Here is a 23,716-nt window from a genome sequence, read left to right on the forward strand (position 1 = left end):
CGGATATTGTTCTCGATCAGCCCCATCGAAAAACTGAAATAAGCATCGTCTAAACCTGATGACGAGACGCGCGGAAAACCGCGTCGACTGTTTCGTCGCGCGTCACTCGCTGCAAATCATAGGATTCGTCATGGCCAAACTGAATATGTCGTCTTTTCCGTCCGCACGCGCGGCCCTGCTTGCCTCTGCCGCATTGCTGGTTCTCGTTCAAGGCGCTGAGGCATTCGATCGCAACGGGCCGGCGGGCCAGGGTTATGCTATCACGGTGCCGGAGCCTGCCGCGTCCTATCCGCTGCCGTTTGCCGATAATTACCGCAACCAGACCGGCAAGAATGCCAAAGGCGAGGACGTTCGCGCCTATGACGACCGGGACAATCCGATCATCGAGATTCTCTCCGGTTTCAACCGCATCTGGACACTCGGCGATGAAAAATGGGCCGATGGCGGCGCCAATGGCGATGGTCCTACGGATTTCACCCATGTGAAGATCGTCGATCCCGCCGTCTGGCAGGAAAACATGCGTTATGTGCTGTCCGTAACCGGCGACAACCGCACCCGCGCCGCCGCTTTCGAAGCCTATATGAACGACCGCCGTTCGCAGGGTTACAGCGTCATCGACGGCTTGGGCCCGCTTGCCGGCTGGTATCGCGAAGGCGCGGGTGCGACAACGACGATCAATCATACGCTTGCCGATTTCGACCCGAACGAGGTCATCACCCGCAAGGAAGACGACAAGGGCACCGAGGCCGGTGCTGCCGATAGCGAGCTCAAGGATTTCGTCGCCTTCATGAAGGTGATCCGCGGCCCGGAAGGCACGACATCGCCCGCGAAATATTTCTATTCCTCACCGCGGCCCTGGCGCATGAATGCGAAGGGCGAGGTGATCGAGACCGGCAAGGAAACGATTGGCGACCGTAGCTTCGAAAGCTACGACAGCGGCTCGGGTGTCATCGTACCGGCGCTGAAATATGCCCGCGAAAATCGCGGCCGCGGCAAGGATGGCGGTTTTCCGAGCGGGCACACCAATGCCGCCTATCTCGCAGCCATCGCTTATGCCTATGCCGTGCCGGAGCGCTTTTCCGAATTGCTGACGGCAGCTTCCGAACTCGGTGAGAGCCGTGTCGTCGCCGGCATGCATTCGCCGCTCGACGTGATCGGCGGCCGCATCACCGCAACCGCCATGGCCGCGGCCATGTTGCAGGATCCGAAAAATGCCGAGGTGAAGAAGGCCGCGCATGACGCCGTGCAGGCCTATTTCGCCAAACGCCTGCCACAGGGCCAGTCGCTTATCGACTTTGCCCATGGCGCAAAGCCGGATGTCGACCGTTTTGCCGATGCGGTGAAGAACGGCGCGGATTATCGCCGGCGCATGACCTTCTCCTTCAGCCGCGACAAGGCAGCGGGTGACGCGGCGATGGTGGTGCCGAAGGGGGCAGAGGTTCTGCTGGAAACGCGACTTCCCTATCTGAATGCCGAAGAGCGCCGCGCCGTGCTGTTTTCCACCGGCATCGAGGCCGGTTATCCGCTACTTGACGACAGCAACGGCTGGGGCCGGATCAATCTGGTTGCCGCTGCCGGTGGTTACGGCGCGTTTGACGGCGATGTCGAGGTGACCATGGATGCCGCCACCGGTGGCTTCAATGCGGCGGACCGTTGGACGAACGATATTGCCGGGGCAGGGCGTATCGTCAAATCCGGCAGCGGTGCGCTGACGCTCAGCGGCAACAACAGCTATGGCGGTGGCACGATCGTCAGGGACGGAACGCTGGTGGCATCGTCTGCCGATGCGCTGGGAACCGGCGGTGTGCTGGTCAGCGGCGGCACGCTCTCGCTTGGCGGAGAGAAGGATGTCGTTATTGGTGGTGATTATCAGCAGTCGGGCGGCACGCTGGCGCTTGATCCGCAAAAGGCGCCGCTGCACGTCAAGGGCAATGCGGTGCTGGAGGGCGCAACGCTGAAGCTCACCTTTGATGGCGGCGCGCCGGCCGCGGGCACACGGTTCGACGTGATTTCCGCCAACGGCCTGACCGGAACCTTCACCGCGATCGATGCGGGCAATGTGAAGGTGCGGCCGGTCTATACCGGCTCGGCACTGTCGGTGGTGGTCGAATAGGCCGATGCAAGAGGCCTGCCGGGCGTGGTTTAAGCCGCCCGGTGCTTCGGTTCAGGAGTTCTGCCGTCGCATCAGCAGGAAGATGACCGGTGCGGCAAGCACCGAAACGATGGCGGCGATGATGAAGGAGGCCTGATAACCGAATTTTTCGGCAATCGCGCCGGCGCCCAGCCCGCCGATCATGCCGACAACGCCATCCATGCACTGGAACAGGGTGAAATCGACGCCTGCCTGCCGGGGGTCGGACCAGCCCATGAAGCAGGCGTAAAGTGCGACGAAGCCAATGGACATGATGCCCGACGAGCTTGCCACCGCAACCGCCATGACGACCCATTGCGAAATATCGCGATGGGCGCTGAAATAGGCGAAAAGGCACAACAGCGCCGTCTGCACGAAGATGGCGATGAGCAGGATTCGTGACGCCCCGTAGAGCCGCACCAGCGTGCCGCCGAGCAGCGCGCCGGCGAAACCGACGATCATGCTGCCCACGCCATTCAGCGTGCCGATGGTGGCGAGATCGAAGCCATAGTCGACCAGAAACGGGCCGAGCATGGCGAGACCCCATTTCTGCGCGGCGACATAAACGGCCGCGACCAGAAGACCTGTGCGGACTTCCCGTCGCTTGAGCGCGTTTTTGATCGATGGCAGGTGGTCCCGTGTTTGCGTGACCGTTCTTGCCGCAGGGCCGAACAGGAAGGGGAGCGCAAGCAGGATGACCAGTCCGGCCATGACCAGCGTGGCGCTCATCCAGCCGGCGCGTTCCACCAGCACCAGAAACAGGCCGGCGCCAATGGCGGAACCGAGATAGGAGCCGCCCACCTGCGCGGCATTGCCCCAGCCATGATGCTCTTCCGCCAGCGTTTCGACCGCGTAGCCGTCGCAGGCGATGTCGACGGTTGCCGTCACCAGTGCGATCACCGACAGGATGGCGATTGCGACGGAAACCGGCGACGGGCCGGTGAAAGCAAGAACAGCGAGGCCGCAGGCGCAGGCGGCGATGCCCGTGCCGACGATCACCCGCGAGCGGTTTTTGCCGACGGGCGGCAGCCGGTAACGCTCCACATGTGGCGACCAGAGGAATTTCAGCGCCCAGGGCAGAACGACGAGGTAAAGCAGGCCGATCTGGTCCAGCGGCAGCCCGGCGGTTCTGAGCACCGCCGGCAGACCGAGAAAGGTCAGCCCGCCAATCACGCTCTGGCCGACATAAAGCCCGCCGACCGCCACGAAGACGGCGGCCGGCGAGGGCTTGGTTGTGGCAGGGTTCTGCTGCAGCATCAGAAGCGATACCGGATGCTGCCGACGACCTTGCGGCCTTCGTCATAATAGCAGAAGCCCGTGGTGCAGACCTGTTTCACCTCGTCGAGAAGGTTGGTGGCATTGATCTGCAGTTTCACGCCTTCCAGCGAAGGCAGGGCCTTGCCAAGATCGTAGCGCAGCGATGCATCGACGAAGGTGCGGGCCTCATTGTCGAGAATGGGCGTGTGCTGGTTGTCGCCGAAGCTCGATCCGACATAACGCAGGCCCGCGCCGATGCCGAGGCCTTCCAGCGCGCCTTCCTGGAACTCGTAATCGGCCCACAGCGAGAAGGTGTGATAGGGCGAGGAATTGAGCTGCTTGCCCACCGTTTCCGACGTCAGTTTGGTGATTTCAACGTCGTTATAGGAATAAGAGCCGATGAGGCTCCAGCCATTGTCGAGCGAGGCCGTGGCTTCGAGTTCCACGCCGCGCGAGCGCAGGTCGAGCTGGCGCAGCAGGTTGATGCCGGAGGAGGTCTCGTAGACCGTGGCATTGTCCTGATCGAGATTGAAGAAGGCGGCGCTCAGCAGGGCGTTATATTGCGGCAGGGCATATTTGACGCCGAGTTCATATTGCTTGCCGACCGTCGGCTGCGCCTGGCCCGTCACCGTTCCCGTGGTGATGATGACGCCCGGATTGGCGACGAAGGAGGTGCCGTAGCTGACATAGGGCATCACGCCGCTGTCAAAGACATAACCGAGGCTGGCGCGGCCCGTCGTCTTGGTTTCATCGCCGTCATAGGTGGGAGCCGTTGCGTCTCCGACGGTCTGGGCCTGATATTCGGTGTCCAGCCAGTCGTGGCGGATGCCGGCCGTCAGGCGCCAGCGGTCGATCTCGATCTGGTCCTGCGCATAGATGCCGAGCGTGTTCATCCGCTGAGTCAGGATAAGCGATACGTCGGGCACATAGGTGAAGGTGTCGGTGAAGGCACTGGCGCCGCTGCCCTGTTTCGATGTGTAGGACATATGGCTGAAGTCGATACCGGTCAGCAGCGTATGTTTCGCCGGGCCGGTGTCGAATTCCGTCTTGAGGTAATTGTCTGCGGAAACGCCTTCATTGTCCTCGATGGTGATGCCGGGATAATTGGCGAAGACCCATTGCTGGTCGGCCGAAAGGGCCGAATAACGCGCCTTGCTGTAGAAGGTGACGTTGTCGTTGATTTCGTGCTCGAACTCATAGCCGATACGCCATTGTTTCTGCTCGAAATCATTAAACCGGGAATCGCCGCCATAGACCGATGTCGCACCGATGGATGTGCCGCTGGCTCCATATTTGTTGATGTATCCCCAGGTGCCGCCGGTGGTGCTGTCCATATATTCGCCGAGCAGCGTCAGCTTGGTGCCGGCATCCGGCTGGAAGGTGAAGGCCGGCGCGATGAACAGCCGGTCGTCCTTGATGGCGCTGATTTCGTTGCGGCCGTCGCGGGCCACCCCGGTCAGGCGGTAAAGCATGGTCTTCTCGTCATCGACAGCGCCGGAAAGATCGAAAGCGCCCTGCACGCGGCCGAAGGAGCCATATTGCAGCTCCACCTCGCGCAGCGTCTCTTCGGTCGGGCGTTTCGAGATGATATCGACGATGCCGCCGGAGCTGCTGGCGCCATAGATGGAGGCGGCCGGGCCGCGCAGGATGGAAACCGCTTCCACGCCATAGGGCTCAAGCCGGGCGCTGCCGTTCTGGCTGCTCACCTGCCGCAGACCGTCGCGGAAAATGCCTGTCGTGCTGAGATCGGTGCCTCGCACCTTGAAGGCGTCGAAGCGCGGCTCGGCGCCATATTGGCCGATGCGCGCACCGGGCGTGTAGTTCAGTGCTTCCGAGAGGTTCTGCGGTTTCAGGTCATCGAGCTGCTTGCGGCTGACGGTGGTGATGGACTGGGCGGTTTCGGCAATCGGCGTATCGGTCTTGGTAGCGGTGCGTCCGGATTTGCCGACATAGCCATTGCTCTCGATGATGCCCCTGGCGCCTTCAAGGCCGGTGCCCTGCACGGTGACCGGCGCAAGCAGGGTGCTGCCGGCGGCAGCCGCGCCGCCGCTTTCACCGCTCTGGCTGGCGGGATCGAAAATGCGGACGGTGTTGCCGCCGGCCAATGCATAGTTCAGCCCCGATCCGGCCAGAAGCCCGCTGACGGCCGCCGATACGCTGAGCGTGCCCTTGACGCCGGCCGTGCTGCGGCCCCTGGTGATCGCGGACGGGTAGACCATGCGCAGATTGGCCTGGCGGCCGAAGGTGAGGAGGGCGTTTTCCAGCGGGCCGGCGGGAATGGAGACGGTGACGGTGGCGGGCGCACCGCTTGCGGCAGGCGGTGTCTGCGCTCTGGCGGTCGTGGCGCCCGGACCTGCCGCGACGATGCCCCCGATGATCGCCGTCGTCGTCAGCCAGAACCAGCCGCGTGCCTGCTTGCCCAAATTCATGTCATTCCCTCTCACTCGTGATCTCATGCCGCCCGCAGAAACGGGTCCTGATTGCCTAGAGTGAAAAGGCGGGCCGACTCCTGACGTCGGATTCGCGAAAAAAAGCTATTTTATCGCGAGCGGACGAAAACCAGCATTCCGGAAAGCCGCGATACCGAAACGGGAAGGCTCTCTTCGAGAATGGTGAGCGCCTGATCCGTGTCCTTCAGGTCGAAGATGCCGGAGACGTGCTGCCTTGCCGCCGCCTCATCGAGGATGACGATGCGGCCCCGGCGATATTGCGAGAGAATATCGAGAACCTCGCGCAGCGGCTGGCCGGAAAAGACGAGCTTGCCCTCGCGCCAGGCCATGCTGTTGGCGACATCCTTGCGGGCGCGCACCAGCCTGCCATCGCCGCCAAGGGTCACCGCCTCTCCGGGCGTGAGCACGGCGATCTCGGCGCCTGTGGTCACCTCGACGCGGCCTTCCTCCACCTGCACCTCCTGCGGCAGCGCGCCATTGCCGGTGCGCACCGAATAATGGGTACCGAGCGCCTTTGCCGTCAGCGCTCCATCTTCGACGATGAAGGGCCGCTCCGGGTTTTTGGCGACATCGAAATAGGCCTCGCCGCGAAGAAGGGTGATGCGCCGTTCCTTTTGCGAATAATGAACCGCAATTGCCGTGTCGGTGTTCAGGCTGATGCGGCTGCCGTCTTCCAGCGAAAGCATGCGTGTTTCGCCGATTTCGGTGTAATAATCCGCCTGCCAGCGGTCCTTCAATCCGCTTTTCTCCGCAAACAGCGCTGCAAGCCCGATGAGGCAGAGACCGGCAACACCCGCCAGCATTGCCCGGCGAGGTCCGCGCCGTTTTCGCTGTTCGGCCGGCGCAAGCTCGATATCGCCAAGCTCGCCCCAGAGGCTCCGCATGTCCTCATAGGCGCTAGCATGGGCGGCATCGGCGCGCAGCCAGACATGAAACGCCTCGCGCTCCGCTTCCGTCGCATCTCTCGACTGCATGCGCGCCACCCACAGCGCGGCCTCTTCGGCTAGACCGTCATCGGTCAAACCGTTATCCTTCAGGCCGTCCGGGCGCTTGTTCATGTCCTGATCTGCCGTTGTTGCGTGCTGATGTGTATTCCTTTTCCCTTATAGAGTGAAAAAGGATGCGAACACCTGATGCCGGTTTACATTTTTATTTGCGCGCGGACCTGACGGCAGTGCAGCAGCGCCTTGATGATGTGTTTTTCCACCATGTTGCGGGAAATGCCGAGCCGGACGGCGATCTCGCCATTGGAATGGCCATGCAGACGGCTGAGCACGTAGACCTGCTGGCAACGTTTGGGCAGGGCCTCGATGGCCCGCGCCATTAAAATAAGGTGCTGTCGGCCGGCGACGATCCGTTCCTGTCCGGGGTCCTCGCAGGCGACGGCAAAACCCGCCTCGTAAGGGGCGAATAGCGGCCGCTCGCGCGACTGGCGGATGACCGTCAGGCGGGCGACGGACCGGGCGATCTGGAAGAGATAGGCTTGGGGATTGTGGATCAGCGTCGCATGCGAGACTTCCAGCGCCCGCAACAGGGTTTCCTGCATGGCGTCGGCGGCGTCTTCGCGGTTCTGCAGCTGCCGGCGGAAAAACCGCATCAGGCGGTTTTCTTCCTTGGCGTCAAGAACCTCAAACAGGGCTTTGCTCATCAATCGACCCGGTGGCGTATTGGCCTGGCGCATGAGGCGGGCCGAGACACCGCTTCATGTCAGAATAAACATGATAGTTGTAATCATATTTATCGCCTTCGGATGCAAGCTGCCAACCAGTAAAAAACCGGGGGCGAAATCAGGCTCACGTTTCCGTGATGATTGTTGCGGGATTACATCAGGCCGTTTGGGCTGACCTAGAGGAAATAGCGCACCCTGAGCGGCAGCAGCGCAGCACCGATGGCGGAGGGATCGCCGACCGTCTCGCTGAGAACCAGCTTCGCTTCCTTTGGCCCGACACCATAACGATGTTCGCGCTCTGAGGGCATGTGCGTGCGTTCGATCATCATCTGGCCAAGCGCGCGCGGCAATTGCCCGCCGAAGACGATGGCCTGTGGATCGAGCACCGCGATCAGGCTGGCCACCAGCCTGTCCACCTGCGGCATGGTTTCGGTCAGCCATTCCTCGACGCCCGGCCATGTGGGGTCGAACTGCTGATAGAGCGGTTCGATCGAATGAATGTCGACGCCGTTTCTCTGCAGGGTGGCGATCAGATATTGCAGGGCCGGCCGTTTGGGCGATTCGTCCGGGCTGTATATGCCGCTGAATTCGCCGGCATTGCCATGAAAGCCGTGAAACGGCTGGCCGCCAAGGATCAGCCCGCCGCCGAAGCCATAGTTGAAGGACAGATAGGCGAAGGTCTGGCACCAGGAGCCGACACCGCGAAGGCTTTCGCCGATCGCACCCGTGGTGGCGTTGTTCTCCAGCCAGACCGGCAGGTGGAACCGTTTCTCAAGGATCGGCTTCAGGTCCATCAGCGACCAGTCGCGCAGGGGCTCCGGCGCATTGAAGGCGCGGTCCTCGGACACGAAGAAGCCGGACATGGAAAAACCGAGGCCAAGCAGGCGCTCGCGCGGAATGCCGTGTTCCGAGAGCAGCCGTTCGAGGGCCAGCGACAAGGCAGCAAGCGTCTCCTCCCGGTCCTCCGGAAGCATGTCAAGTTTTTCCTCGACAATCACGTCGCAGCGGAAATCGGCGATGCAGATGACGACGGAGTCGGTGTTGATGGAAATTCCAAGCGAATAGGCCGCCTCCGGCACCAGCTCGATGGTGGGGCTCGGCTGGCCGCGCGTGCCCTTGAGCGGCGCGCCGGTCTGCAGAAGCCCGCGCTCCAGCAGGCCTTCGATCAGCCGGTGCACAGATTGCTGCGTGAGGTTGGTGTGGCCGGTAATCGAGGCGCGGGCAATGGGGCCGTGGCGGCGCACGATATCCAGAATGAGACGCTCGTTTTCGCTGGCAAGCGGCTGGCGGTCGAAGGTTAGCTGCGGCGTCTGATCTGTGTTCATGGCCTTGGATAACGGCTGCGCGGGGCGGCGGCAACACGGGCCACCGGTTGCGACAGCATTTTTCACTGGACTGTCACAAATATTACACTTAGAGTGTATTAATAAGGGGCCGGTCAACAACGGGTCCCCAGGAGGAACCATTCAATGCGCATGAAATTTTTTGCGATCGCCGCGCTTGCGCTGGCGACGACGGCAGCGCCGTGCCTATCGGCTGACAGCAATATGAAAAACCTCGACTTCGATCTGTCGAAGGTCACGCGCGACAATTTCTACGACATCGTCGTTCCGGCCGCCAAAGCCGAGGGTACGGTGACGATGTATAATTTCGCCGGCAGTTTCGCCGATACGTGGAAGGAGCTGATCACCCGCTTCGAAGCCAAATATGGCATCAAGGTCGCCTATAGCGACGTGAAGGGCGATCAGGCGAACCAGCAGTTGATCGCTGTACAGGCGGCAGGTCAGGATTCGCCCGTCGATGCCTATTTCGCCGGTGGCGGCAGCTATCCGCTGCTGTCTGCCAAGGGCGTTGTCGGCAATATTGCGCTGACGAAAATCCTGCCGAACATGGCCAATTACAATCCGGAACTGGCTGAAACTGTGTTCGGCAAGCCGCATGGCGGCAGCTTCCCGCTGGTGCATCTCAACCAGACGGCTATCGGTTATGACTCTGCCTTCGTGAAGGCCGAGGATGTGCCGAAGAGCTTCGAGGACCTTCTTGTCTGGGCCGAAAAGAACCCCAAGCGTCTCGGCGTTACCCTGCCGGCCAAGGGTGGTTCGGGCGGCGGCTTCATCTATTCTGTCGCACTCAATTATCTTACCGGCGACTGCCGCAAGCAGCTGACCGACTATAACCAGACGCTGCAGCAGGCCGAAGACTGGGCCATGGAGTCCGAGTGCCTCACGCCCGTCTGGGATTATTATCGTCGTCTTCTGGCCGTGGCCGAACTGACCAACGGCAATGCCGATACGCTCAACCTCATCAACAACCAGCAGCTTTATATGGGCACCGTCTGGGAAGATCAGGTCATGAGTTTCCTCGGCACCAAGCAATTGCCCGACAGTTTCCGCGTCACGCTTCTCGAAAAAGGTCAGGTCGGCTCTGGCGACGCCATGTTCGTGCCGGCTAACGCCAAGAACGTCGCCTCCGCACTGCTTCTGATCGATATGGCGATGAGCAAGGAGTTCCAGCTCTGGAAGCTGGAAAACAAGGCCTCCCGCTCTCCGCGCGCCGATGTCACCAATGATCTGATGCCGAAGGCCGTGCAGGAGCATGTGCTGCCGCAGAGTGTCTATCCGCGCCTGTCGCTGCCGGCTTTCTGGGACATGTCGACGGCGCTTGCCGAAGCGCTCGATGAAAAAGTCCTCAACCAGTAACGCCATCAGGATGACCGGATCGTGCGGCCGCAAGTGCCATGCACGGTCCGGAACCCTTGGTCAAAAATATGAGGGAGGCTCGCCATGAGTGAACTCGAGATCAGCAATATCAGCAAGGATTATGGCGCCAGCCGGGCGCTTCATCCCGTATCGATCACCGTGGAGCGGGGCGAATTCGTCACCATTCTTGGGCCCTCCGGTTGCGGCAAGTCGACGCTTTTGCGCATCCTCACCGGCATCAGCCAGCCTTCGCGCGGTGAAATCCGGCTGGGCGGCAAGCGCATCGATCAGGCGCCGCCGGAAGCGCGTGATATCGCCATGGTTTTTCAGTCCTATGCGCTTTTCCCGCATATGTCGGTTGCCAAAAATCTCGGCTTCGGGCTGAAGATGAAGAAGGTTGCGAAGGACGAGCGGGCCCGCCGCATCGCCCATGCGCTGGAAATTTGCAATCTCACCGGTCTGGTGGATCGCATGCCCCGGCAATTATCCGGCGGCCAGCAGCAACGCGTGGCGCTGGCGCGCGCCATCGTCATGCAGCCGAGCCTGCTGCTGTTCGACGAGCCGCTCTCCAACCTCGATGCCAAACTCCGCGATACGCTGCGCCATGAGCTGACCGAGCTTCACCGCCGCATCGGCGCGACCAGCCTTTATGTGACGCATGATCAGGCCGAAGCCATGGCGATGTCGGACCGGATCGTCGTCATGAATGCCGGGCGGGTGGTCGAGATCGGCACGCCGCTTGAGCTTTACCGCGCGCCGAAGCATGCTTTTACCGCCGGCTTTCTCGGCCAGACCAATCTTCTGCCCGTCTCCGCCGAGGGTGAGCAGGCGCAATTGCCCTGGGGCCAGCCGGTGACGCTGGACCGGGCGGCGGCCGGCAATGTGCAGATTTCCGTTCGCCCGGAAAACATCCACATCCGCGCCGATCAGGCCGGTGAGGGCACGGTTTCCGCCGTTTCCTTCATGGGCGCCAATGCGCTCTATACGGTCGAGATCGGCGGCCGCCAGATAAGGGTCAGCCAGTCCGGCGCGGAAACCCTGATCGATGCCGGGCAAAGGGTGGCCCTCCAGTTTCCCGGTTCGGTCCATCTTCTCGATGACAGGATGGCGGAGGAGGCGGCATGATGGCCGGGATCCTTCGCGACAGGCGCGCCCAGCTTCTTCTGCTGTTGGCTCCGGGGGTAGGCTATCTTCTGGTCTTCTTCGGCGGGCCGCTGCTGTCGGCACTGATCGGCAGCTTCAGGCAGGAGGATGGCAGCTTCACGCTGATGTTCTACCAACGGATTTTCACCCGCCCCTCGATGATCCGTGGCCTCACGACGTCAATCTATTACGGCGTCATGCCGGTCATCGTCTCGCTTGTGGCCTCGGTGCCGCTGGCGCTTTTGATCCGCAAGAGCTTTCTCGGTCGAAAACTGTTCAGCGGCCTTTACAAGTTGCCGATGGCGGTGCCCGGCATCATCGTCGGCCTGATGGTGATCGTTGTCTTCGAAAGGGGCGGTTTTCTCGACCGGCTGGTCGCGCCGCTGGGGCTCGAACTACCCAAACTGGTGCGCGACGACTGGGGCATTGGCGTCATTCTCGCCAGCGTCTGGAAGCAGATACCCTTCATGACGTTGATCATCACCAGCGCCTTTGCCGCCATTCCCGAGGATATCCGTTATGCCTCGCGCACGCTTGGCGCTTCGCGGCTGAAGACATTCTTCTTCGTGGAGGTGCCGCTCGCCATGCCCGGCATCACCGCCGCCATTCTTCTCACCTTCATCGGTTCCATGGGCTCTTACGCCATTCCCGATATCGTCGGCCCGCCGACGGCCCGGCCGCTTTCGGTGCTGATGATCCAGGAGTTTAATCAGGGCCGTTTTAATCAGGTCTATGCCATGGGCATGGTTCTGAGCCTCTTCGCCGTCACCGTGCTCATTCTTTATTATTCCCTGACATCCCGCATCGGCCCCGGCCAAAACCGAGGAGACGCATGATGAGTGTTATCACCATTGAACCCACCATCACTCCCCGCCGCCGCGCCTTCACGCCGGAGGACCGGATTTTCGTTTCCATCGGGCTTTATGGCGCGCTGACGCTTGCCATCGCCGTGCCGCTGGCGTTGATGTTCCTCTGGAGCATTGCCGACGGCTGGTCGCCACCACTTGTCGTGCCGGAGCATTACACCACGGCGCGCTGGGCAGGCATTTTGGGCGATACAAGCCTCATCCGCGCCGCGATCAACAGCATCCTCATCGCCATCGTCGTCACCTTCCTGACGGCGGCCATCGCGCTGCCCACCGCCTGGGCGATGGCGCGGTTTCCCTTCCGGCTGAAACGGCTGGTGGAGATTTTTATTCTGGCGCCGATCATCATTCCGGGGCTGGTCGTCGCCGTCGGCATCGGGCAGGTGTTCCTGCTTTTCGGCCTTGCCTATTCGGTAACGGGGGTCATCCTCGTGCAGATCGTCGGCACCCTGCCGCTGATGATCCGGCTGATGACGGCGGCGCTGGAGACCATTCCTGACGATCTCATCCATGCCGCCCGTTCGCTGGGTGCGGGCACCGTCGGCATCGTCCTCCACATCATATTGCCGCTGGCTGTGCCCGGCCTTCTCGCCGGCGGGCTGATGTCCTTCATCGGCAGCTTCGAGGAATTCGACAAGTCCTTCATCGTCGGCGCGCCTGTCGTCGAGACCTTGCCGATCAAGCTTTACATGTATCTCGATCCCTATTCGATGCAACTGCCGCTCGCCTCCATCGTCTCCTTCATCCTGCTTCTTCCCGCACTCGTCGTCTTCATCATCGCCGGCCGCATCCTGCGCGACGACCTGATGGCGGCGGGCATGGGGAAAATCTGATCCGGGCAGCCAAACCCGGTAATTGCAACGTCCGAAAGTGAAAACCATGCACCAGACCCTTGCCTCCTCCCCAAAGACCTCCAACGCCTGCAATGTGCTTGCGCTCTGCTCGCGTGACAATCCGGCCATCCTGACCATCGCCCATCGCGGTTTCTGGACGGCCACCGCCGAAAATTCACTCGCTTCTGTCCGCGCCGCGATTACGGCCGGTGTCGAGATGATCGAGATCGACACGCAGGCGACGGCCGATGGCCGGTTGGTCGTCATTCACGACGAAACGCTTGACCGCACCACGACGGGCAAGGGAGCCATGAGCGCGCTGCCTTTCGAGGTGGTTCGCGCAGCGAAGCTGAAGATCGGTGCTGGTGGTGACGGCGCTGGCGTGACCGATGAATGCGTGCCGACGCTGGAGGAATTGCTGGAAGAGGCGCGCGGCAGGATCACCGTCAATATCGACACCAAATTCACCCGCGATCTGCCGCAGGTCATGGAAACCGTGCTGCGGCTCGGCATCGAGGATCAGGTGCTGGTCAAGACCGATATCGATCCTGAAGCGAGCCGTTTCGAGGTGCTGGAGACAGACTGGTTCGGAAAGATTCCGCATATGCCGATGTTCCCGGTCAGAAAGGGCAGGTTCGCCGAGGATCTGCGCCGGATTGAGGCGTTGAAGGCGCCGATGATCGAGGTGAAATTCACCGACATTGCCGATCTGGCCGAAGGCCGTGCCGAGATGGAGCGCCAGAATATCCGCCTGTGGATCAACTCGCTCGACGTTTCCCATTGCCTCGATTTCAACGATACAAGGGCGCTTTCAAACCCTGAAGCCGTCTGGGGTGCTCTTGCCGAGGCGGGCGTCGGCGCGATCCAGACGGATGAAGTCGAAGCCTTCACCTGCTGGCTGAAGACGGGCGCCGGCGCAACTGGCAGGGCGTGGACACGATGAGCGAGCGTCGCGACCGCGCCGTCGCCATCATCGAGGAAGCGATGGGCCTTGCCCTTCGCTTTTTCGAGGCGCGCGACGCCATTGCCACCCGGACGAAGGGTTTTCAGGATTTTGTCTCGGAAGCCGATACCTCGGTCGAAAGGTTCGTCCGTGACCGTCTGGCGGCGGCCTTTCCCGGTGAAACCGTGCTGGGCGAAGAAATGGGCGGCGTGGCCGATGACGCCTACTGGATCATCGACCCCATCGACGGCACCGCCAATTTCCTGCGTGGCTCGCCGCTCTGGGGCATCTCGCTCGGCTTCGTTCGCAACGGGCGTCCCGAACTTGGCGTCGTCGCCATGCCGGTCTTCAAGGATATTTATGCGGCGGCGGATGGGACGGGTCTCATGCTGAACGGCAAACCGCTTGCCCGCCTTGTGCCCTTCGAGGATGTGCAGGTCATGTCGCTCGGCGATAGCGCCGCCGCCGATGCGGAAGAAGTCGCTGCTCTGAATGTCGGGCTCAGGCATGCGGGCTGGGTGGTGGAGTCCATCCGCTCCACATCGATCGGCCTTGCCTTCGCGGCACGCGGCATCTTCGACGGCCATCTGCAGAAGCTGACGACCATGTGGGATATCGCCGGCGGCGTCGTTCTCGCACGGGAAGCGGGTCTCGATGTCCGTATCGGAACGCGCCCCGGCAGCGGCATCCCTTGGGTTGCGGCCGCAACGCCGGCACTGATGGCGGTGACGGAGGGATTGTGGCCGGAGATCGCAGAAAAAGAGCTGGCGGAACCTGCGTGAGCGCTTGCGAAAGTCGATGGCAGATGTTGCTGCAACATCTCTGCCATCCGCCGCTTTCGGGCGTCACTTCGCCCGGGCCAGCGCAATTGCGTCAGGGCCAGCGGGAAAACGGAGTTGGCCGGACACATCATGGGCGGCGCTCCAGATCGCTTCGGCGACATCCTGTTCGCTGGTTGTCATGGCCGGTTTGGCGAAGCCTTCGAGAATTGGGCCTGCGAAGTCCATGTATTCGTCCGGCAACAGCTCTTCCAGCGGAAGGATGGCATTTGTCGTGAAACGAGTGGTCGGCGCATAGCCCGGTTCCACCAGCTTCACGCGGATGTTGAAATGACCGAGTTCATGGGCAAGCGAACCGGAGAAACCTTCGATTGCCTGCTTGCTGGCGGTATAAACGGCGGCAAGCGGAAACGGCGCGAGCGTGGCGCTGGATGTGACGTTGATGATCGTGCCGGACCGGCGCTTTCGCATCTCGGGAATGATCGCCTGCGTCATTGCCATCACACCAAAGCTGTTGGTGTCGAAGATCCTGCGGATTTCCGACATTGGCATTGCTTCGAAAGCGCCGACCATGCCAATGCCTGCATTGTTCACCAGCACATCGACCGGGCCTGCCGCATCGATCAGGGCCGCGACGCTTTGCTCGTCCGTCACATCCAGCGGCAGGATGCGCAACCGGTCGTTATCGCCGCCGAAGCGATCGGGCTCCGGACGCCGCATGGTCGCAACGACATTCCAGCCACGCGCGAGGAAAAATTCGGCGATCGCCTTGCCATAGCCGGATGAGGTGCCGGTGATGAGGATCTTCTTGGTCATCATAAGTCTCCATTGTTCGATATGACCGGAGATAGACCATGTGTTTTGGATGATATATGCTCTGAACACCAAAGTTTATTATTGATCGTCCAGGCAGTGGATCCTCTTAGCGATATCATAGATCTCTTGCGGCCAAGTGCCGCCGTTTCCAAACCTATCTCCGGCCGGGGTCGATGGGGTGTGCGTTATCGTGCCTATGATGCACCGGGTTTTGCCGTGGTTCTGGCCGGTGCGGCCTGGGTCATGATCGATGGCCGGGAGCCCTTGCGGTTGACGAGCGGTGATTTCCTGCTTTTGCCCTCCACGCCCGCCTTCTCGCTTTGCAGCGATACCGACGTCGAGTGTATTCCGGTCGAGCCGCAAGGCCGGGCGGTGCGGCATGGTGGACAGGAAGGGGAGCCTGATTTTGTCGCGCTGGGAGGAAGCTTCACGTTCGAGCGGGTCAATGCAGCGCTTCTGCTGTCGTTGATGCCCGACCTGATCCATGTGCCGGCGGGTGAGGGTGGAGCATCCCGGCTGGCGCGCCTGATCGAGTTGCTGTCGGAAGAATGCGCGCGCGAGGATGCAGGCAAAGAGCTGGTCATCCGGCGCATGCTGGAGGTTCTGCTGGTTGAAGTGCTGCGTCGGCCGAACGCGGGCAGTGAGGCAATTCCGGCAGGGCTGGTGAAGGGGATGCGTTTGCCCGGGCTTGCCCGTGCATTGTCCGCCATGCACGCCAATTTCCGCGCGAACTGGACCGTGGCCGAACTGGCCGGGATCGCCGGCATGTCGCGCTCGGCCTTCGCAGCGCGTTTTAATGAAATGCTCGGCTGCGCGCCGATCGAATATCTGGCCCGCTGGCGGATGGCACTTGCCAGAGACGCGCTGATGCGCGGGGTAAAGTCCCTCGATCATATCGCGGAGGAGATCGGTTATGAATCCGCCAGCGCATTCAGCACCGCTTTCCGCAGGAGAACGGGTGTCGCTCCGGGCAGCTTTGCCCGCGCCAATGGCGACAGACGCCGAAAGCAGGCGGATTTTCTCTAGCGGTTGCCGGTCATGGCGGTGAGAGCCTTTTCGGATTATCGAGACGGAGTGATGGGGTAGCGTTGATCTGTGCCAGTATAGGCGCGTTCGCTCCAGAGCAGGGCTTTGCTCAGGGGATTTTGACGGCCTCGATGATACCGCCCACGAACAGGATATGGTCTGCGGCATTGATGGAACCGGCAAGTTCGCAATCCATGGATAACAGCGCGTCGGCAAGTTTAGGGCTTCCTGATGGCCAGGTATCCCAGTCTCCAATGCTGAACCGGTCCGGGTGATTTGCCTTTCCCGCAAAGGCATCGGCAATCTCCTCCTGTCCTCTGGCCAGTGCCGCAACGGAAATCGCCTGCTCGCGGCGATGATATCGACCATGCGGCTGCTGGCGTCGATGGAGATCATCAGCAGCGGCGGCTCTGCGCTGCGCGACATGAGGGAGGTGATTGTTCGCCCGACCCGCTCTGCGGCGTGGGCGGCCGTGGCCATGGCCACGTGAGGACAAGGCCGGCCATTGAATCCTTGAGTTCACGCGGGGAGATCATCGGAGACGCGCAGGCTTTCAGCGGAAGAAGTCACGGGACCTGCACCGGTTCAGCCTGCATAAAACTCCCATAAAAACTGTTGTCGGGTCAGGGGTGCAGGCATCCGGCAACTTAATCCGTCATTGGGCAAGAGGCTAACGACTAACAGCGGCTAAGCCCATCCCTTCAGGGCCCTGCCTGAATAATAGCTGGGCGTCGTGGCACGGTAGATCGGTATGCTGGCGGCACCGAGATGCGGCAGGTCGCTCATCATCGATTTGCGTATTTCCGGGGGCTCTACGAAGAAATCCTCGCCAAGCATTTCTAGCGACCCGATGCGCTGTACGATATGGTCAAGAATCCAGTCGGGCAGTGATCCGCCAAAAATGATGGCGCCGGGATCCATCGTTCGGGCGACGGTCAGAGCCAGCAACCGAAGCTGGTCCGTTGCCCTTTCCAGCCAGGTAACCACGGCGGGATGGTCGCAATAGCTTTCATCGATATCCTTCAAACGCCGGATATCCAACCCGTGGGCGGCCAGCGTGTCGCAAAGATCCTGTCCGGAGGGACGCGGATTTGATTTTGGAAACAGGCCACCAAACTCGCCAGCATTACCATTCGTGCCGCGATAGAGATGACGCTGCACCACGACGGCGCCGCCGATGCCATATGTCAGCCAGATCATCGCAAAGTTACGGATACTGCGGCCCGCTCCGTAATAAAGCTCGGAGAGAATGACGGTGTTGCCGTCGTTTTCATGAAAGACCGGGAAATCGAAATAGGGCTGGAAGTCCTTGTCGACGTCGATGTCGCGCCAGTTCTCGAACTGTTTGATGCGAAAGACATGGCCTCGATCGCGCTTGAAGTGGCCCGGAAAGCTGATGCCGCAGCCGAGGACATCCTTCTTTCTGATTTTAGCCTTTTCCAGCACTTGGCGGGCAGCCGTCTCGGCCATTTCCATAATGTGCTCGAAACTGTACCCTTCAAGCTCGGACCGAATTTCCTGCCTGATCGTGCCGTTGAGATCGGCGATACAGACACGCAGATCGTCTGGATTGAAATAGACCCCGAGCGTGAAAAGCCCGTTTGGATTGATTTCGATAGCAGTGGACGGTTTGCCCCGTTTGCCGTCACTGCGGGCTTCTTCTGCTTCGAGGATCAGGCCGGATTCCAGAAGATTGGCGGTCAGGCGGGTGAGGGTTGGCGCGGAGACGTCCATCTCGCGCGCGAGTTCAATGCGCGACATGCCTCCCTTGCCACGCAAGATTTCAAGCAGGCGTCGCTCATTATAGCCGAGGTCGATCAAACCATTCTCCCGGGAGACGTTACGCCGGATGAATAGCGTAAACTGCGCGATTGTACAGCAAATTTCCCAGCCTAAGCGGAACCAAGTGTTCGGGGCGAAGCCTGACGTTCGTTATAATGCCGTTGTTTATCAGCGATCTAGCGTATTCCGACTTCGGTGGAAAATTCACGCTTGACTTATTAATTTACGTAAAGAAAATAAATATTAGGCAACGAGCCGCGACGGGAAAAACAGCAAAAAAATCATGTCGCAGCGTCTCGTTTTTCAGGGAACAAAAAAACGGAGCCCCCTTATGCGTCAATCATGCACTATTTTCGCGCGCCTTTTTGCTGGCGCGGCATTCATGGCCAGTGCCGCTCTCGCCCACGCGGAAGGTACTGTCGTGGTCTATTCGGCAGCGCCGCAGCAGCTCATGGACGAGTTGCTGCCCCTGTTTGAAAAGAAGACCGGCACCAAGGTCGAGCTTGTCAAAGCCGGATCCGGCGAGCTGATGAACCGCATCAAGGCCGAAAGCGGCAAGGCGGCAGGTGATGTGATCTGGAGTGTTGATGGAACGGTGATCGATTTCTCCGCGAATCTTTTCGAACCTTACAAGCCTGTCGAAGCCGCCGCGATCAACCCAGCTTTTTCGCCAAGTGCGAACTGGGTGCCTTTCACAGCTGTCGTGACAGCCTTCATCGTCAACAAGGACGCTCTGAAAGGCGCACCGGTTCCGACATCCTGGGCCGATCTCGCCAAGCCTGAATACAAGGGCCTGATCTCCTCGGCCCGTGCTGATCAGTCCGGTTCCGCCTATATCCAGATGGCAACTGTTTTGCAGGACTTCGACAGTGAGGAGAAGGGCTGGGAGATTTATACCGGCATCCTTGGCAACTCAGTCCTATCCACCTCTTCCGGCGCCGTGCCGCGTTTTGTCAATGACGGCGAGCAGGCCGTCGGCATCACGCTTGAAGACGCCGCGCTACGTTACAAGCTCGGCAGCGCTCCGGTCGAGATTGTCTACCCAAAAGAAGGCACGGCAATTGCGCCTGACGGCATGGCACTCGTCAAGGGCGCGCCGAACACCGAAAACGGCAAGGCCTTTATCGACTTCATCGTGTCCAAGGAAGCGCAGGAAGTGGTGGTGAAAGCCGGCCGTCGCTCGGTGCGAACCGATGTTCCGGCGAACGTGGCACTTGTTCCGCTTTCGGATGTTCCTGATGCGAAATACGATTTCAAGTGGGCTTCGGACAACCGCTCGCGCCTGATGGAAAAATGGAACGAGATCCTTCTCGACGTCCAGTAAGAGCATAGGAGGGCGGTGCGTCAGGCACCGTCCCCGCTTCCCTCGTTCACATCCGCATTTTCGTTCCGTCCACCGTGGTCGCGTGCCGCGCAGGATTTGTCATGGAGCAGCACATGGCCGCCGTTGAGATTACCAGCATCAAGAAAAGTTACCGGGATGTCGTTGCCCTATCCGACATCAACATCTCCATTCCTTCGGGATCATTTTTTACGCTGCTTGGTCCGAGCGGTTGTGGAAAGACCACTCTTTTGCGAACGATCGCCGGATTTCACCAGCAGGACAGCGGCAGCATCAGCATCGAAAGACAGGCGATCGAGCATGTGCCCGCCCATAAGCGCGATGTCGGCATGGTGTTTCAGGACTATGCGGTTTTTCCGCATATTTCCGTATTCGACAATGTTGCCTTCGGTCTGAAGCAACGCAAGGCGTCGTCCGCCGAAATCCGGGAACGCGTCGGCAAGATCCTCGATATCGTCCAGCTTGCTCCTTATGCCAAGCGTATGCCGCACGAACTTTCCGGCGGCCAGCAGCAGCGTGTAGGCCTGGCGCGCGCACTCGTCATCAATCCCAAAGTGCTTTTGATGGACGAGCCGCTGTCCAACCTCGACGCCAAACTCCGCGTGGACCTGCGGCGCGAACTGCGCGAAATCCAGCAAGCCATGAACATCACCACCGTCTATGTCACCCATGATCAGGAAGAGGCGCTTGCCATGTCCGATCTGGTTTGTGTCATGTATGGCGGTGTCATTCAGCAGGCCGCACCACCATGGGAAGTCTATAACAATCCCGCCAATCGTTTCGTCGCGTCTTTCGTTGGAGCCAATAATTTCCTGACGCTCGATCGCACGGGCGGGCAGACATCCATCTCCGGCCACAAGGTTGCAATGCCGCAAGCGGATGCGATTTCGCCGGAACGGAAGATCGTCGCTGCGATCCGCCCCGAGGCGATTTCCGTCGGTCCTTCCGCGAACGCTGTTGACGAGCGCATCGAACTGCCGGTGACCATACGCCAGGTAAGTTTCACCGGTCGGGAAATGAATGTCGCGGCCGTACTCTCGTCGGGTGAGGAGATCGAGGCAATTGCCAAGCCATCGCCAGAGATCATCGCCCTTCAACCGAATGAGAAAACGACGTTCTCCTGGTGTGCGAGCGTTTCACAGTTGTTCGGTGAGGGTGTAACCGGGGAGCGCCTGTCATGACGAATATGATTGTGACTTCAACGCCACGAAGTTTCCAGCTGCGACTGCCGGGTTTCTGGACCAGTGTGACGGTACTTGCCCTCATCCTGCTGGCGATCTTCCTGATCCTGCCGATCTTCAGCGTGTTCTTCATCAGTTTCTTCGACGCCAAAACCGGTGCATTCGGGTTCAGCAACTATGCGGAGGTGTTCACGCGGCGTTTTTATACCGTCGCACTCTGGAATACGCTGCTGATCGGCGTGCTGGGCATGCTTGGTGCGTGTCTTCTCGGTATCCCGCTTGCCTTTTGCACGTCCCGTTATTGCATCAAGGGACGCACATTCATCGCCACCTTCGCGGTACTGGTCCTTTGCGCGCCGCCCTTCATTGGTGCTTATGCCTGGATCATGCTGTTCGGTGCCAATGGTGCGGTCACCAACGTGTTGTCCTTCGCCGGCATTTCTTTGCCGACGATCTATGGGGTCCCGGGCATCGTGATGGTCTTTAGCCTGAAGTTCTTCCCGTACATCTATTTGATGACGGAGAACGCTTTGAACACCATTAACAAATCCTATGAGGATGCAGCCGAAAACCTTGGCTGCACATCATTCGAGCGTTTCTGCAAAATCACCTTGCCCTTGGTCTTTCCGGCAGTCAGCACCGGGGCGATCATCTGCTTCGTGCTATCGATCGCCGACTTCGGAACGCCGGCAATCCTCGGCAAAGGGATCCGAACGCTCTCCACCATAGCGTATGCGCAATACACTTCAGAGATGGCCGGTACGCCGACCATGGCCGTGACGATTTCGATGGTAATGATCGCGATTTCCATGGCCGCACTTCTGTTGCAGCGGCACATTCTTGCCAAGCGCCGTTACGCCAGTTCACTGACCAACCGACCGGTCAAGCAGTCAATGCGTCCGCTGAAATCATTCCTGGTGCACGGCTTCTGCTATCTGGTGGTGTTCATCGCCATGTTGCCGTCGCTCACTGTAATATACACCTCGTTCCTCGCAACCAACGGCCCAGTCTTTACCGGCGGCTTCGGATTGGACAGTTATGCCCGCATTCTGCGGGATTCCCCGCAGGCCATTGCCAACAGCTTCACCTTTGCCCTGGCTGCCGTAGTCCTTATTGCGATCGTGTCGGGCCTGCTGTCCTTCATTGTCGTTCGGCGCGACAACGCCGTCTCCGGTTCGCTGGATCTGCTATTGATGGTACCCTATCTCATTCCGGGTGTCGTCATGGCGATCGGTTACGTCACGACGTTCCGCTATCCTCCTTTTGATATTACCGGTACGGCGCTCATCATCATCCTTCTGGTGTTTATCCGCCGGCTACCCTACGGCGTCCGATCCACAACATCGATCCTCCGGCAGATCAAGCCTTCGATCGAGGAGGCAGCGGTTAATCTTGGGGCTTCACCTGCAAAGACCTTCCTCTCTGTGACGGTGCCATTGATGATGCCCGGCCTGATCATCGGTTCGCTGATGAGCTTCATCACCGCCATCAACGAGCTGTCCTCGACGCTCATCCTTTATACCGCGCGCACGATTACCATGCCGGTCCTCATCTACATTCAGGTGATTGACGGGGAATTTGGCACGGCAGCGGCGCTGTCGACCGTTCTTTTGGTCAGTACAGGTATCTGCGTCTTCCTTGTTTTCCGTCTGTCGGAAGACAAGGAAGCATCCTTCGTCTGACCGCTTGACCATATCATAAAAGACCACAGCAGCGGCGACCGGCGTGTCGTCGCCTGCTCCCCTCTGCAAGGAACAGACACGATGAATATCGCGAGCTTTTCGCAATCGAAATACAAGAACGCGGCAACGCCGGGGGACGACGTGGCAATTCTTCTTCCCGGAAAGGTTCTGGCCGTTTTCGACGGTGCTACCGACCCGACCGGGGCAAATTACGGCGGGCTGAGTTCCGGCCGCATCGCAGCCCTTGCCGCCGCAAATGCAGTGGCGGAGATGAGCATCCAAGGTACTTTGCAAAATTGCGAGGCAACCGCGCTATTCCAGACCATCAGCGATATACTGAAAAGGGAGGCACAGCGCATCAATGCGAACCACCCGCCGTCCACTACTCTCGCAATCGTGGTCGATATGGGCGACAGCTTTCGGCTGCTTTTGGCTGGCGATTCCGGCGTGCGTATCAATGGCACCCGGTTGCTGCAACATGCCAAGCTCATAGACCGCGTCAGCACGTCGGCCCGCATTCACGTCTTCAAACAGCTATTCGCTCTACTTGAAGACGGTGACGCGGCGGAGGCGAAAACGCGAGCCACCATATTTTCCGGCCTGCGCGCGGCTGTGAAAACCGGCATCATGACTATGCCCGACGCAGAAAATGTCATTGCCGCCGCTGCTGCGGCAAGCGGTCTTCAAAACGATATCGAAGCCGTCGAAGAGTTTCTGATGGGTGGCATTCGTGTCCAGCCACACTATGCAAACAGACAGGGCCATGTTCTCGGATACGCTTCGGTCAATGGCGGGGAGGTGATAGGGGAGGGCACGGTGGATCTGTCCCTTGCCAAGGATACGGTCACCAGCCTCGAAATCTTCTCCGATGGTTATCTGTCATTGCCCACCGGCATCGACGTCACAGACTGGGAAGCGGAATTTGCCCGCGTCGAGGCAGCAGATTTTCACAAGCTCAGCGACTACCCATCGGTGAAGGGATCGACAACGAGCGAATTCAGCGACGACAGGACGGTAATATGCCTGAAGGCTCGGTAAAACATCGCGGCGACAGGTATTTCGTCGCTGTCGGTCTTCCGCTGGTTGCGAAAACTCCCATAACCGATTGCCGGCAAGG

General features: G+C 60.1%; 20 protein-coding genes and 1 pseudogene. 13 read left to right on the plus strand and 8 right to left on the minus strand.

The features are described 5' to 3' along the window. Positions 1–130 precede the first annotated feature (130 nt). Entirely contained in the window at positions 131–2,113 is a 1,983-nt protein-coding gene (locus QD336_RS23105; RefSeq protein ID WP_269343174.1) for a phosphatase PAP2 family protein, read from the plus strand. A gap of 51 nt (positions 2,114–2,164) precedes the next feature. On the opposite strand, the gene QD336_RS23110 is transcribed toward QD336_RS23105, so the two are convergent. The 5 genes from QD336_RS23110 to QD336_RS23130 all read right to left on the minus strand — a co-directional run bounded on the left by QD336_RS23110 (position 2,165) and on the right by QD336_RS23130 (position 8,832). Beyond that, entirely contained in the window at positions 2,165–3,388 is a 1,224-nt protein-coding gene (locus QD336_RS23110; protein ID WP_499172303.1) for an MFS transporter, read from the minus strand. Further along, positions 3,388–5,817, minus strand: a complete 2,430-nt coding sequence (locus QD336_RS23115; protein WP_269343178.1) for a TonB-dependent siderophore receptor — start codon at positions 5,815–5,817, stop codon at positions 3,388–3,390. Before QD336_RS23115 ends, QD336_RS23110 begins: the two co-directional genes overlap by 1 nt. A 110-nt stretch (positions 5,818–5,927) precedes the next feature. Further along, the gene (locus QD336_RS23120) at positions 5,928–6,896 is read right to left on the minus strand and encodes a FecR family protein (protein ID WP_269343180.1); all 969 of its coding nucleotides are present in this window, start codon (positions 6,894–6,896) and stop codon (positions 5,928–5,930) included. A gap of 83 nt (positions 6,897–6,979) precedes the next feature. Continuing rightward, the gene (locus tag QD336_RS23125; RefSeq protein ID WP_499172304.1) at positions 6,980–7,486 is read right to left on the minus strand and encodes an RNA polymerase sigma factor; all 507 of its coding nucleotides are present in this window, start codon (positions 7,484–7,486) and stop codon (positions 6,980–6,982) included. 197 nt (positions 7,487–7,683) lie between these two features. Beyond that, the gene (locus QD336_RS23130; RefSeq protein WP_269343183.1) at positions 7,684–8,832 is read right to left on the minus strand and encodes an ROK family transcriptional regulator; all 1,149 of its coding nucleotides are present in this window, start codon (positions 8,830–8,832) and stop codon (positions 7,684–7,686) included. Positions 8,833–8,976: 144 nt separating this feature from the next. Between QD336_RS23130 and QD336_RS23135 the strand changes: the two genes are divergently transcribed. The 6 genes from QD336_RS23135 (at position 8,977) to QD336_RS23160 (ending at position 14,773) form a co-directional block, all read left to right on the plus strand. Next, positions 8,977–10,206 (plus strand): extracellular solute-binding protein, encoded by a 1,230-nt coding sequence (locus QD336_RS23135; protein ID WP_499172305.1) that lies wholly within the window; start codon positions 8,977–8,979, stop codon positions 10,204–10,206. Between the two features lie 84 nt (positions 10,207–10,290). Continuing rightward, on the plus strand, positions 10,291–11,331 hold the full coding sequence (locus QD336_RS23140) for an ABC transporter ATP-binding protein (protein WP_499172306.1): 1,041 nt from the start codon (positions 10,291–10,293) through the stop codon (positions 11,329–11,331). Next, positions 11,331–12,185 (plus strand): ABC transporter permease, encoded by an 855-nt coding sequence (locus QD336_RS23145; protein WP_499172319.1) that lies wholly within the window; start codon positions 11,331–11,333, stop codon positions 12,183–12,185. Before QD336_RS23140 ends, QD336_RS23145 begins: the two co-directional genes overlap by 1 nt. Further along, positions 12,182–13,048 carry an ABC transporter permease gene (locus QD336_RS23150; protein WP_442864907.1) on the plus strand — a complete coding sequence of 289 codons (867 nt, stop codon included), beginning with the start codon at positions 12,182–12,184 and terminating at the stop codon, positions 13,046–13,048. The genes QD336_RS23145 and QD336_RS23150 overlap by 4 nt, the downstream gene beginning before the upstream one ends. Before the next feature lie 46 nt (positions 13,049–13,094). Then, the gene (locus QD336_RS23155; protein WP_269343190.1) at positions 13,095–13,991 is read left to right on the plus strand and encodes a glycerophosphodiester phosphodiesterase family protein; all 897 of its coding nucleotides are present in this window, start codon (positions 13,095–13,097) and stop codon (positions 13,989–13,991) included. Then, complete coding sequence (locus QD336_RS23160) at positions 13,988–14,773, plus strand: inositol monophosphatase family protein (RefSeq protein ID WP_499172307.1); 786 nt, start codon at positions 13,988–13,990, stop codon at positions 14,771–14,773. The genes QD336_RS23155 and QD336_RS23160 overlap by 4 nt, the downstream gene beginning before the upstream one ends. 63 nt (positions 14,774–14,836) lie before the next feature. On the opposite strand, the gene QD336_RS23165 is transcribed toward QD336_RS23160, so the two are convergent. Then, positions 14,837–15,586, minus strand: coding sequence for an SDR family oxidoreductase (locus QD336_RS23165; protein WP_499172309.1), 750 nt, complete (start codon positions 15,584–15,586; stop codon positions 14,837–14,839). A gap of 96 nt (positions 15,587–15,682) precedes the next feature. Here QD336_RS23165 and QD336_RS23170 point away from each other — a divergent pair, with 96 nt between their 5' ends. Continuing rightward, complete coding sequence (locus tag QD336_RS23170) at positions 15,683–16,612, plus strand: AraC family transcriptional regulator (protein ID WP_499172310.1); 930 nt, start codon at positions 15,683–15,685, stop codon at positions 16,610–16,612. A 109-nt stretch (positions 16,613–16,721) separates the two neighbouring features. Here QD336_RS23170 and QD336_RS23175 read toward each other — a convergent pair. After that, positions 16,722–17,038 (minus strand): annotated as a pseudogene (locus QD336_RS23175) (flavin reductase family protein). Here QD336_RS23175 and QD336_RS23180 point away from each other — a divergent pair. Next, the gene (locus QD336_RS23180; RefSeq protein ID WP_499172321.1) at positions 16,980–17,102 is read left to right on the plus strand and encodes a hypothetical protein; all 123 of its coding nucleotides are present in this window, start codon (positions 16,980–16,982) and stop codon (positions 17,100–17,102) included. The pseudogene QD336_RS23175 and the gene QD336_RS23180 sit on opposite strands and share 59 nt — an antisense overlap. 197 nt (positions 17,103–17,299) lie before the next feature. On the opposite strand, the gene QD336_RS23185 is transcribed toward QD336_RS23180, so the two are convergent. Next, a complete protein-coding gene (locus tag QD336_RS23185; RefSeq protein ID WP_499172311.1) occupies positions 17,300–18,433 on the minus strand; it encodes an ROK family transcriptional regulator in 1,134 nt (377 codons plus the stop codon). 292 nt (positions 18,434–18,725) lie between these two features. Between QD336_RS23185 and QD336_RS23190 the strand changes: the two genes are divergently transcribed. The 4 genes from QD336_RS23190 (at position 18,726) to QD336_RS23205 (ending at position 23,637) form a co-directional block, all read left to right on the plus strand. Then, a complete protein-coding gene (locus QD336_RS23190) occupies positions 18,726–19,718 on the plus strand; it encodes an ABC transporter substrate-binding protein (RefSeq protein WP_331284192.1) in 993 nt (330 codons plus the stop codon). A gap of 113 nt (positions 19,719–19,831) precedes the next feature. Continuing rightward, positions 19,832–20,917, plus strand: coding sequence for an ABC transporter ATP-binding protein (locus tag QD336_RS23195; RefSeq protein ID WP_269343200.1), 1,086 nt, complete (start codon positions 19,832–19,834; stop codon positions 20,915–20,917). Then, entirely contained in the window at positions 20,914–22,599 is a 1,686-nt protein-coding gene (locus tag QD336_RS23200; RefSeq protein WP_499172312.1) for an ABC transporter permease, read from the plus strand. Before QD336_RS23195 ends, QD336_RS23200 begins: the two co-directional genes overlap by 4 nt. An 81-nt stretch (positions 22,600–22,680) precedes the next feature. Next, entirely contained in the window at positions 22,681–23,637 is a 957-nt protein-coding gene (locus tag QD336_RS23205) for a hypothetical protein (RefSeq protein ID WP_499172313.1), read from the plus strand. Positions 23,638–23,716: the final 79 nt, after the last annotated feature.

The sequence above is a fragment of the Rhizobium sp. BR 250 genome (assembly GCF_047445855.1).
Classification (GTDB): domain Bacteria; phylum Pseudomonadota; class Alphaproteobacteria; order Rhizobiales; family Rhizobiaceae; genus Agrobacterium; species Agrobacterium tumefaciens_I.